Raw genomic sequence first — 12,372 nt, forward strand, 5'->3', positions numbered from 1 at the left:
TTCCGTGCAAAAGTACTAATATTAATTGAAAATTTAGTAATTTTGCAGCGATTTTTGCAAAATATTAAAATATTATATATGGAATTAGCTAGCAAATACGACCCAAAAGAGGTCGAATCGAAATGGTATCAGTACTGGCTGGACAACAAGCTCTTTGCCAGTAAGCCCGACGGACGTCAACCTTACACAATCGTTATTCCGCCACCCAATGTAACGGGTGTGCTGCACATGGGACACATGCTGAACAACACCATCCAGGATATTCTGGTGCGTCGTGCTCGCATGGAGGGCAAGAATGCTTGTTGGGTACCAGGTACCGACCATGCTTCTATCGCTACCGAGGCTAAGGTAGTGAAGAAACTCGCCGGCGAGGGTATCAAGAAGCGTGATCTGACCCGTGAGCAGTTCCTGAAGCACGCATGGGATTGGACCGATGAGCACGGCGGCATTATTCTTAAGCAGTTGCGCCGTCTGGGTGCCAGCTGCGACTGGGACCGTACCGCATTCACTATGGATGAGACACGCAGCAAGAGCGTCATTAAAGTATTTGTTGACCTCTATAACAAAGGCCTTATCTACCGCGGTCTCCGTATGGTAAACTGGGACCCCAAGGCTTTGACAGCACTTTCAACCGAAGAGGTGATTTATAAAGAGGAAAAGAGTCACCTGTTCCACCTGAAATATTATGTGGATGGCTTGAACACCCTCGAAAACGAGGAGGCCTTAAAGGCTGAAGGCAACATCATCCACAAGGACGAGAAGGGCTACTATGCCGTAGTTGCTACTACACGTCCTGAGACCATCATGGGTGATACTGCTATGTGTATCAACCCCAAGGATGCCAAGAACCAGTGGCTGAAAGGTCGCAAGGTAATTGTTCCTCTGGTAGGTCGTGTGATCCCCGTGATTGAGGACCGTTATGTAGATATCGAGTTTGGTACCGGTTGTTTGAAAGTAACTCCTGCACACGATACCAACGACTATATGCTGGGAAAGACTCACAATCTGGAGACCATCGACATCTTTAATCCCGATGGCACTATCTCTGAGCAGAGCCCACTCTATGTAGGTATGGACCGCATGGACTGCCGCAAACAGATTTCGAAGGATCTGCAGGAGGCAGGATTGATGGAGCGCATTGAGGACTATATTAATAAGGTAGGTTACTCAGAGCGTAACCCTGACACAGCTATCGAGCCACGTCTCTCACTGCAGTGGTTCCTGAAGATGCAGCACTTTGCTGATATCGCTCTGCCACCAGTGATGAACGATGAGCTGAAGTTCTATCCTGCTAAATACAAAAACACTTATAAGAACTGGTTGGAGAATATCCAGGACTGGTGTATCTCTCGTCAGTTATGGTGGGGACATCGTATTCCAGCTTACTACTACGACGAAGAGAAGTTCGTTGTAGCCGAGACAGCTGAGGAGGCCCTGGAGCTGGCTCGAAAGGAAAGTGGTAACGCCCACCTGCAGATGAGCGATTTGAAACAGGACGAGGATGCTCTCGATACCTGGTTCTCATCATGGCTGTGGCCAATCTCATTGTTTGATGGTATCAACAACCCTGGCAACGAGGAGATTAAGTACTACTACCCCACTAGCGACTTGGTAACAGGTCCAGATATCATCTTCTTCTGGGTAGCTCGTATGATTATGGCTGGTGAGGAGTATATGGGCACCTTCCCATTCAAGAACGTTTACTTTACCGGTATCGTTCGCGATAAGCTGGGCCGCAAGATGTCTAAGTCGCTCGGCAACTCACCTGATCCTATCGAACTGATTGAGAAGTTTGGCGCCGATGGTGTACGTATGGGTATGATGCTCTCTGCACCTGCCGGTAACGATATTCTGTTCGACGAGGCACTGTGCGAGCAGGGACGTAACTTCAACAACAAGATTTGGAACGCCTTCCGCTTGGTTAAGGGTTGGAAGGTTGCAGATATCGAGCAGGCCGAAGCTGGCAAAATTGCTACCGCTTGGTTTGAGGCCAAACTGAAGCAGACCAATGCTGAGGTTGAGGACCTGTTTAAGAAGTACCGTATCAGCGAAGCCCTGATGGCTGTTTATAAGCTGTTCTGGGATGAATTCTCAAGCTGGTACCTCGAGATGGTTAAGCCTGCCTATATCAATGGCGAGCCTCAGCCCATCGACAAGGCTACTTATGATAAGACACTCGAGTTCTTCGAGATTCTGCTGAAGATGCTACACCCATTCATGCCATTCATTACTGAGGAGCTGTGGCAGCACCTGTACGATCGCAAGGATGGCGAGAGCATCATGAAGGTAAGCCTGAAGCTCGACGCTCCTACTAAGGCTGACGAAGAGCTGGCTGCTCTGATTGAGAACGTGAAGCAGATTGTATCGGGTGTTCGAATGGTTCGCAATCAGAAGAACATTGCACCTAAAGAGCAGCTCGACCTGCAGGTTGTTGGTAAGAACGACTATGCTGAGTTCGATGCCGTAACCATCAAGATGGCCAACCTGAAGAGTATCAATGTCGTTGCAGAAAAGGACGCCACCGCATCTGCCTTCATGGTAGGTACCGATGAGTTTGCTGTTCCTGTAGGCGATATGATTGATGTTGAAGCTGAGATTGCCAAGATGGAGGCTCAGTTACAGCACCTCGAAGGTTTCTTGGCAGGTGTCAAGAAGAAACTCTCGAACGAACGCTTTGTAGCTAACGCCCCTGAGGCTGTTGTAGCCCTTGAGCGCAAAAAGCAGAGTGATTCGGAAGAGAAGATTGCAGCGCTGAAAGAAAGCATCAACGCTCTGAAGAACAAGTAATAAAAATCCCCGCTTCGGCGGGGATTTTCTATTTCAGACCTTTATTCAAGAATTCTATATAACCTTGAATATCCTCATCGTAAGAACGGCTGCCCGCTAGCGGGTGGCCTTCTTCGTTTAATAGCACATAGAATGGTTGGGCATTAGCACCGAACTTCACACGTTGCAAATAGCTCCACTTATCACCAACAGTACGCAAGGTACGCTTCTGGCCATTCTCCTCCACCTCGATAGGTGTAGCGAGTGGTGTCTTGTCGTCTACGTAAAGCGATATCAAGATATACTTATTATTCAGGATATCAGCCACCTGAGGATCGCTCCATACAGCAGCCTCCATCTTACGGCAGTTTACACAACCAAATCCAGTAAAGTCGATAATCACAGGTTTGTGCTCAGCCTTGGCAGCAGCCATACCCTGTTCGTAATCCTTGTATTTGGCCTCGGTCACCGTCTTCTGCAGATTAAAGTCCTGTGTACTCATAGGTGGTGCAAAAGCTGAAATGGCTTTCAAAGGTGCTCCCCACAAACCAGGAATCATATAAAAAGTGAAAGCTAACGAAGCCATAGCCAAGAAGAACTGTGGCACATTGGTACGATGCTTATCATCGTCGTGCGGGAACTTGAGCCAGCCCAACAAGTATGCGCCAAGCAGACCGAAGATAACAATCCACAACGACAGAAACACCTCACGATCGAGAATATGCCAACCGTAGGCCAAATCAGCCACACTCAGGAACTTGAGTGCAAAAGCCAACTCGATAAAGCCCAAGGTTACCTTGATAGCATTCATCCAACCACCTGACTTAGGAGCCGACTTCAACAAAGAGGGGAACATGGCAAAGAGTGTAAATGGAATGGCCAATGCAATGGCGAATCCCAACATACCGATAGTTGGAGCCACAATGCTTCCCTGTGTAGATACAGCCACTAACAGGAATCCGATAATAGGACCGGTACATGAGAAAGACACCAAAGCCAATGTAAATGCCATCAGGAAGATGCTGAGCAAACCAGTGGTACTCTCAGACTTTTCATCTATCTTTGTTGACCACGAAGCAGGCAAGGTGATTTCGAAAGCACCTAAGAATGAAGCCGCAAAGACTACCAACAACAGACAGAAGAAGATATTGAATACCGCATTAGTAGCCAAAGCGTTGAGTGCGCTGGCACCAAACAGCAGAGTAACAGCCAAACCTAACAGCACATAGATAACCACAATGCTGGCACCATAGGTAGTAGCCTCGCGGATAGCTTTTGAGCGATCTTTATTACGTTTAAGGAAGAAAGATACCGTCATCGGAATGATTGGCCACACACAAGGTGTGAACAAAGCAATGAAACCACCCAGCAATCCCTCAATAAAAATCAACCACAGAGCCATACTCTCGGTAGGAGCAGAGTTACCATTGAAAGCCTGCAATTCAGAAACAACAGGTGTCCACAGATTATCTGCAACAACAGCACTATCGACAACAGCACTATCTACAGGTGCCACTACTTTCGCCGTATCTACCTCGGGAGCATCTTTTGGAACAGAAGCTTCCTCCTCAATGGAACTTTTACCACTTTGCTTAAATGCAACCTCGGATGGTGGCAGACAAGCCTGATCGTTGCAGGCACCATACTCAATATAGCAATCGATATCGTATTTGGGCTTGGTAAACTTAATCTTCTGAACAAAAGTCACTGCTTGTTCAAAGTAGCGCACCTCCATCTCAAAGAGTTTATCAAACTGCTTGATTTCCTTACCACGAGCCTGCAGTTTTCCTACAGGTTCGGCACCATCCATCTTATTCTTGTGGAACGAAGCCGAAATAGGGCCATCGTTACCCAAGCCTGTAGAATAGACATGCCAGCCAGCATCAATCGTTGCCTTGAATACCAGTTCAGCCTCACCATTCTTCAAATCCTTCATCTGAGTGGTGAAGTGTACTGGATCCATCATCTGGGCCTTGGCTGCTACGAAAGCAACCAAGAGCATCCATATAGTTAAGAGTTTCTTCATTTTTGTGCGATTTATTTATCTGATAAACAACAACTCACGGTACTTGGGTAATGACCACAGACCATCCTCAACAATCATCTCAAGATGGTCGATCTCATAACGGATGGCATCCATCTTAGGACAAACGGTATCATGATAGCTCATGGCACGCTCATGGATATTGTAGATACGATTAGCCACACGACGTGCCTCTGTGAGATCATCAACCAACTGCTCGATACGCTCGGTACGCTCAGCAATCTCCTTAATCAGCTTCATGTTACGAGCTGAGAGGCGCTCGGCCTCGGCCTTATCGAACACATCCTTCATACCCTGCACATTCTTAATGAGCTGACTCTGATAGTGTGTGCTCACAGGGATGATATGGTTCATCGACAGGTCGCCCATCACACGGGCCTCAATCTGTACGGTCTTCACGTAGGTCTCCCACTTCACCTCATTACGAGCCTCCAACTCCTTACGGTTCATCACCTTGACTGACTCGAACATCTTCACGCTGTCCTTATCCAGATAGTGCTCAATAATCTTTGGTGTTGACTTCTCGACATCCAGACCACGCTTGGCAGCCTCAGCCACCCACTCGTCGCTATAACCATTACCATCAAAGCGGATTGGCTTACAGGTCTTAATGTCTTCACGCAGGATATCAACAATAGCCGAGAGTTTGCTCTCACCCTTGGCAATACGCTTATCCACACGATGCTTAAAGTTCTGCAAAGCCTCAGCCACAGCCGAGTTAAGTGCAATCATGGCCGATGCACAGTTTGCCGACGAACCTGGTGCACGGAACTCGAAGCGATTACCCGTAAAGGCAAATGGCGATGTGCGGTTACGGTCGGTATTATCGATAATCAGATCAGGAATCTGTGGAATATCGATCTCCATGCCCTGCTTACCCTTAATAGTAAAGAGATCGTCCTTATCAGAAAGCTCAATATGATCGAGCAACTCAGTGAGCTGCTTACCCAGGAATGAACTGATAATAGCAGGAGGTGCCTCGTTACCACCCAAACGATGTGCATTGGTAGCACTGACGATCGAAGCCTTCAGTAGTCCGTTGTGCTTATATACACCCATCAAGGTTTCAACAATGAAAGTTACGAAACGCAGATTCTCCTCAGGTGTCTTACCTGGCGCATGTAGCAGCACGCCACTATCGGTAGAAAGACTCCAGTTGTTGTGCTTACCACTACCATTGATGCCATCGAATGGTTTTTCGTGCAGCAACACACGGAAGCCATGCTTACGGGCTACCTTCTTCATCAGCGACATCAGCAGCATGTTATGGTCGACAGCCAAGTTACACTCCTCGAAGATTGGTGCCAACTCAAACTGGTTAGGTGCTACCTCGTTATGACGGGTCTTACAAGGAATAGCCAACTCGAGTGCCTGGATTTCCAAATCCTTCATGAAAGCCTGCACACGATCAGGGATGGTTCCAAAATAGTGGTCGTCCATCTGCTGATTCTTGGCACTCTCATGTCCCATCAGGGTACGACCAGTAAGCATCAGGTCAGGACGTGCCGAATACAAGCCCTCATCAACCAGGAAGTACTCCTGCTCCCAACCTAAGTTTACCTGTACCTTAGCCACATCATTGTAGAAATACTGGCACACATCGGTAGCAGCTTTGTTAACAGCATGCAGCGAACGGAGCAATGGTGCTTTATAATCGAGCGCCTCACCAGTATAAGCAATAAAGATGGTTGGAATACAGAGTGTATCGTCGATAATGAATACAGGCGATGTAGGATCCCAGGCAGAATAACCACGTGCCTCGAAAGTGTTACGGATACCACCATTAGGGAAACTTGAAGCATCAGGTTCCTGCTGAACCAGCAGTTTGCCACTGAAGTTCTCAACCATACCACCTTTTCCATCATGTTCCACAAAGGCATCGTGCTTCTCGGCAGTACCCTCTGTCAATGGCTGGAACCAGTGCGTGTAATGGGTTGCTCCCATTTCCTGTGCCCATTTCTTCATACCCTCGGCTACTTCGTCGGCAATCGAGCGGTCCAAACGGGCGCCATTATCTATGACATCAATCAGTTTGTTGTACACCGTAATAGGCAGATACTTATACATCTTCTCACGGGTGAACACATACTTACCGAAATACTCTGAGGGACGCTCTGCAGGCGTTTTAACCTCTACAGCTTTTTTCTTAAAAGCCTCTTCTACAACCTGGAATCTAAGTTGATTTGACATAGTCTTATATAATTTATCTTTTTACCTTTTACAATCCTACCTTTAATCGATGAAGCGCTTCGTGATGTCACCATAGGCATCGATACGGCGATCACGCAAGAAGGGCCACCAACGACGCACCTGCTCAGAACGGTCCATATCCATCTCTACCACGATGCTCTCCTCATCATCAGTTGACGCCTCGTAGATAATCTCACCCTGAGGGTCGGCTACAAACGAGGTACCCCAGAACTGGATGCCAGCAGTCTGACCAGAAGGATCGGGTTCGAAACCAACACGATTAACAGCAATCACTGGTAAACCGTTGGCCACAGCATGGCCACGCATCACTGTCTGCCAAGCCATACGCTGGCGTTGCTGCTCTTCGGGGGTATCATTATCGGCATAACCAATAGCAGTAGGATAGATGAGCATCTCGGCACCCTGCATCGCCATCAGACGGGCAGCTTCAGGATACCACTGATCCCAACATACCAACACGCCTAATTTTCCCACCGAGGTCTGGATAGGATGGAATCCCAAGTCACCTGGTGTGAAGTAGAACTTCTCGTAATAAGCAGGATCATCGGGAATATGCATCTTACGATACTTACCCACAATCTCGCCATTACTCTCGATGACTACGGCTGTGTTATGATATAAACCTGGTGCGCGTTTTTCGAATAACGAAGCAACGATAACCACGCCACATTTCTTTGCCAGCTCGCAGTACAACTTAGTAGATGGACCAGGAATTGTCTCAGCTAGATCGAACAGATCCACATCTTCCGTCTGACAGAAGTAAAGCGTATTATGCAACTCCTGCAGTACAATGAGTTGTGCACCACGTTTTGCCAGATCGGTGATACCCTCACCCAATCTCAGGATATTGTCCTTGGTGTCAGCAGTATTATGCTGCTGCAAAAAACCTACTCTTAACTCCTTCATATTTTATCTTCACTTTTCACTATTCACTACTGCTGGGTATTGCATGGTGCAGCAATGGAGTGAACCATGCTGCTTAATGATACTTCTACAATCGACACCTACAACCTCCCTACCCTCGTGGGCCTCACCAATCAATTTCAGAGCCTCAGCATCAAGATCGGGCTGGTTATAAGTAGGCACTAATACAGCGCCATTCATTATTAAATAATTAGCATAGGTAGCTGGCAGACGCTCACCTTCGTCAAAGATAGCTCGTGGCATAGGCAACTTCACCAACTTATAGGGTTTACCAGCCATGGTACGGAAGGTCTTAAGCTGTTCTTCCATCTTCTTCAAATCTTCGTAGTGCTCATCAGTCTCATCATCGCACCCTATATATAATAAGGTGTCGTTAGGGGCGATACGGACCAAAGTATCGATATGTCCATCAGTATCATCACCAACCAGATGACCATAATCAATCCAAAGCACACGCTCTGCACAAAGGTCTCGCTTTAGTCGCGCTTCGATTTCGGCTTTTGTCATCGGCTGATTACGATGAGGAGCCAACAAGCAACAAGAGGTAGTAAAAATGGTACCCTGACCATCGCTCTCAATCGAACCACCTTCGAGTACGAAGTCCAGACAATCCACATATTCGCCTTTAACCTTACCTTCATCATAGATACGACGATTAATGGCATTATCTAACTCAGACTCAAACTTTTCGCCCCAACCATTAAAGCAAAAATCCAACAAGCGAGCATCACCTTGATCATCAACCAATGTAATGAAACCATGATCGCGAGCCCAAGTGTCGTTTGAGTTGATAGATGATAGTTGGCAATGGACAGTTGGCCTGACATCGTCAGGAGTAACAATGAGAAGAGGTTCACGTTTTGCAATTTCGCGAGCCATTTCTTCGTAAGTCTCAGTGATTTCATCGAGCATGGGTGCCCAGTCTGTTTTTGCATGCGGCCAAGTTAGCTGCACCATTGATTGTGGCTCCCATTCTGCAGGCAGTCGCCACTGTTTTGTTGAGTTATTTTTTTCTATGCTCATAATTTTGGCGCAAAGTTACAAAAAAATGAGTAATAACTGATGGCATGATGAGATTTTTTTGTATTTTTGCACAAACAATTTAATATGTTAGAGGTTAAAGACGCTACAATAGCCGTTTCGGGGAAGGTATTAGTGAAGAACCTGTCCTTTATAGCGGACGATGGAAAGATTACTTGCATCACGGGCCCAGAAGGTTCGGGCAAGACTACTTTTCTACGTACCCTGATGGGATTTCTGCCTGTAACCGAAGGTTTTGTGAGTGTGGATGGAGAATTGTTGACGGTACAATCAGCGCCTGCATTCCGAAAGATGATGTGCTATCTGCCTCAGAATATTGACCTGCTGCGTAACCAACTTTACCAACCGCAGCCGCCACAAGTAGAAGCAGACGAATATGGTGTATGGAATGGCATATTGCCATCTGCAACAGAAATACCAGAGACAGAGCCATTGTTGCCCGAAGAGGTACTACGTTTGGCTGAGGCTACTATAGCAGAGGCAACCAACAAGCCGATTCTGGTGGCAGACGAACCGGCCTCGCACCTCTCACCAGAATTAACGCCCCAAATGCTACAGTTATTACAACAGCAAGCAGCGCAAGGCAAATGTGTTTTGATAGCCAGTCGCAACCCGCAACTTATAGCATACGCACATCATGTAATTGATTTAAACCAGTTTCAGATATGACTACAACACTGATACTACATACCATTTTAGCACTTTTGCTACTAATTTTACCTTTTGGAGCACTTTATTTGTTAGACCGCCCCACCATGAAACCACTCGCCGTGGCATTAACGAAAGGATTTGTGCAGTTACTCATCTTTTCGCTGATTGCATGGGGCGTATATAAGGTAGATAACATCTGGATATCCATTGGATGGTTATTGGTGATGGCCATTTGGGCAGGATTCCTGGTTACTAACAAATGCAAACTCGCCATTCAAAGATATCTTTTCCCAACAAGTGCAGGACTTTTTGTTGGCGTGCTATTGATTGGACTATGGCTTTTGGTAGCAGTTCTACCTATCGATCATATATCTGCCCGTTGGTTTATACCTGTCATGGCGATTCTATTGGGACATTCGTCAGCTATGCAGGTAAGAGGTCTCGGCAATTTTGTAACGATGTTGCAACGCAACCGCGGGCAATATGATTTTATGTTAGGTAATGGTGCTTCTCAGTGGCAGGCGTTGATGCCCTTTATGCGCACCAGTCTGTTAGCCATTCTGTCGCCAACTATCGCCAACCTTTCTGCATTAGCATTAGCCTCTCTCCCACTATTGTTCTGTGGTATGCTTCTAGGTGGTTTTGCCCCTATCAATGCTTTTGCCATAATGGTTTATGCCGTACTGGGATGTATTGCATCATCGGTATCGGCATTAGGAATTACATTGGTTATCATTAAGTACATCCATCGATTATCATGATAAGGAAACTATTTTTCGAATTAATGCAGGTTTCTGTGGGCCAGCTGGATTGCGTAAGTCGATTTCCTGAGCCCGATGAGTGGAAGAAATTGTTCGAACTAGCCAAGCACCACACGGTTGCTGGTATCTGTTATCATGGTATCACAAAACTATTCGACTATGGTTTGGTGGCTCCTCAGGAGTTATCACTCAACTGGATGGCTGAGGCAGAGGATATCAAAGAACAGAATCGCGGCAGGAGTCGCAGACTAGTTACACTACAAGACGAGCTACACTCGCACCATCTACGTTCATCGGTGGTTACGGGACCTGGCTTGGTTCGTTTCTACGACCGTGAGCTACAACCACTTCGCTATACCAAGGGGATTGATCTCTATGTATTCGGCTATAAGAATCAGGTTGACCTGAACCAATGGGCCGACATCAATGTACGCATTCATACAGAACTGCATGCAGGCAAGTCATCTCAACGTAACACCCGACTCGAAAAATGGATGTTGCAGAACAACGATTTGATGTTTCGCAAAGCAGGTGAACTGACAGTGCCCGCTCACTCGATGACAATCATTCTCCAAATAGTCAATCTTTATAACCTCTTAATAGAGAAGCGCTTGCAGATGCGCAATCTGATGGATCTATTCCATGTGCTCCGGTTTGGAGATGGTAACTGTAAGCAGTTTCAATTTTCGCAATCAACGATGGATGGCGAGATAAAGGAATTAGGACTGACACGTTTCACACAAGGCATGATGTGGTTGATGAAGGAGATTTTCAATCTCGCCCCAAGTCACATGCTGCTTGAACCGTCAGAGGAAGAAGGGCAATATCTCCTCAGCGAAATAATGGGCGATGGATTTACCTTCCATAACTGGTGGCACAAGTTTTGGTATTACACCTGTCAAAACCTGACTTAGGTCGACTTATCGTACTTTACGCCAAACAGATAATGCCCTAAGAAAGGACTTAGGCGAATAGCATAGCTGGCTACCAAGGTTAGCGTCAAGACAACGAATGATACAGCAAGTATCACCCAAAACTCAACGAAACGGCTATTATACGCAGCCAATTGTGGCGCATAAGCCATCAAAAAGCGTGGCAAGAAAAAGAAATGCAATAAATAGATATCAAGCGTTCGAGTTCCGACATATTGCAAGAGCTTAGAAACATGCCATTTCTTAAGCCATGAAGCAGACAATCGGAAGAAGGTAAACACCATGATCATACCAGAAATTCCCCCAACATAAAATCTAAACATCTCGAACAGCAGATGATCATGATGTGACGTAGAAGCAATCAAGAAAAACGCAACAGTTATCGCCCCTATCACAACAGGTTTGCTAGTCCATCGGATAAAGGCATCAAAGTTACGTCTTATCCATGTTCCCAAATAGAAGAATATAAAAAAGCGCCAGGTGATAACGCTCAAGAATCCAAGAAAGTCCATAACCATCAACAGCCATTCATCTGCCGACGTTCGGATACTATAATAATAACGTGAATAGATAAAAGAAGCCAAGGTTAGTGCTATAGCAAATATAAGAGTCAACCTCCTACTAGCCCTAACCATCAGCATATAGAGAATAAAAAACTCAAATAATGCAAAAGTAAACCAATATCCGCCTTTAACCGCCCCCAACTGATGAAAGAACTCAGGTGGTGGTGCCAAAATCAGCAGGAATATAAAAGTAGGCAACAGTTGAACCATGGCTTTATGTTTAGCAACCTCCTTTAATGGTCTTTGGGCCACTGACTCAAACAGCCAACCACTAATCATAAAAAAACAAGGCAATCGAAATAGGATAAACACCGCATTATAGCCCATCATAGAATCGCCCAAACAGAAATGACAAACATGTGCAAACACTACGAGAATCATCGTAAATCCTCGCATCGCATCAATGTATTCAATCCTTTGTTTTGCCATATCTTGTGCAAAATTACTAAAAAGAATCCACAATATGGATATTTTTTTGT

General features: G+C 46.0%; 9 protein-coding genes. 4 read left to right on the forward strand and 5 right to left on the reverse strand.

Annotated features, from left to right (window positions below; translation table 11 throughout):
- The first annotated feature begins 78 nt into the window (after window positions 1-78).
- The gene (locus BLR73_RS03895) at window positions 79-2,787 is read left to right on the forward strand and encodes a valine--tRNA ligase (RefSeq protein ID WP_091859137.1); all 2,709 of its coding nucleotides are present in this window, start codon (window positions 79-81) and stop codon (window positions 2,785-2,787) included.
- 28 nt (window positions 2,788-2,815) lie between these two features.
- Here BLR73_RS03895 and BLR73_RS03900 read toward each other — a convergent pair whose 3' ends face one another.
- From BLR73_RS03900 to BLR73_RS03915, 4 genes are read right to left on the reverse strand one after another with little or no spacing between them, the layout of a single operon-like run.
- Window positions 2,816-4,792: a protein-disulfide reductase DsbD family protein gene (locus tag BLR73_RS03900; protein WP_091859140.1), complete on the reverse strand. Its 1,977-nt coding sequence runs from the start codon at window positions 4,790-4,792 to the stop codon at window positions 2,816-2,818.
- A 15-nt stretch (window positions 4,793-4,807) separates the two neighbouring features.
- The gene (locus BLR73_RS03905; RefSeq protein ID WP_091859143.1) at window positions 4,808-7,000 is read right to left on the reverse strand and encodes a glutamine synthetase III family protein; all 2,193 of its coding nucleotides are present in this window, start codon (window positions 6,998-7,000) and stop codon (window positions 4,808-4,810) included.
- 42 nt (window positions 7,001-7,042) lie between these two features.
- Window positions 7,043-7,927, reverse strand: a complete 885-nt coding sequence (locus BLR73_RS03910) for a carbon-nitrogen hydrolase (RefSeq protein ID WP_091859146.1) — start codon at window positions 7,925-7,927, stop codon at window positions 7,043-7,045.
- Between the two features lie 9 nt (window positions 7,928-7,936).
- Window positions 7,937-8,968 (reverse strand): agmatine deiminase family protein, encoded by a 1,032-nt coding sequence (locus BLR73_RS03915; protein ID WP_091859149.1) that lies wholly within the window; start codon window positions 8,966-8,968, stop codon window positions 7,937-7,939.
- Window positions 8,969-9,052: 84 nt separating this feature from the next.
- Here BLR73_RS03915 and BLR73_RS03920 point away from each other — a divergent pair, with 84 nt between their 5' ends.
- From BLR73_RS03920 to BLR73_RS03930, 3 genes are read left to right on the forward strand one after another with little or no spacing between them, the layout of a single operon-like run.
- A complete protein-coding gene (locus BLR73_RS03920) occupies window positions 9,053-9,655 on the forward strand; it encodes an ABC transporter ATP-binding protein (RefSeq protein WP_091859152.1) in 603 nt (200 codons plus the stop codon).
- Window positions 9,652-10,398, forward strand: coding sequence for an ABC transporter permease (locus BLR73_RS03925; RefSeq protein ID WP_091859157.1), 747 nt, complete (start codon window positions 9,652-9,654; stop codon window positions 10,396-10,398). The genes BLR73_RS03920 and BLR73_RS03925 overlap by 4 nt, the downstream gene beginning before the upstream one ends.
- The gene (locus BLR73_RS03930) at window positions 10,395-11,312 is read left to right on the forward strand and encodes a nucleotidyltransferase family protein (RefSeq protein ID WP_091859160.1); all 918 of its coding nucleotides are present in this window, start codon (window positions 10,395-10,397) and stop codon (window positions 11,310-11,312) included. The genes BLR73_RS03925 and BLR73_RS03930 overlap by 4 nt, the downstream gene beginning before the upstream one ends.
- On the opposite strand, the gene BLR73_RS03935 is transcribed toward BLR73_RS03930, so the two are convergent.
- On the reverse strand, window positions 11,309-12,322 hold the full coding sequence (locus BLR73_RS03935) for an acyltransferase family protein (RefSeq protein WP_176763604.1): 1,014 nt from the start codon (window positions 12,320-12,322) through the stop codon (window positions 11,309-11,311). The genes BLR73_RS03930 and BLR73_RS03935 overlap by 4 nt on opposite strands.
- Between the last annotated feature and the right edge of the window lie 50 nt (window positions 12,323-12,372).

Origin of the sequence: Prevotella sp. khp1 (assembly GCF_900102205.1) — a bacterium.
Lineage (GTDB): Bacteria > Bacteroidota > Bacteroidia > Bacteroidales > Bacteroidaceae > Prevotella > Prevotella ruminicola.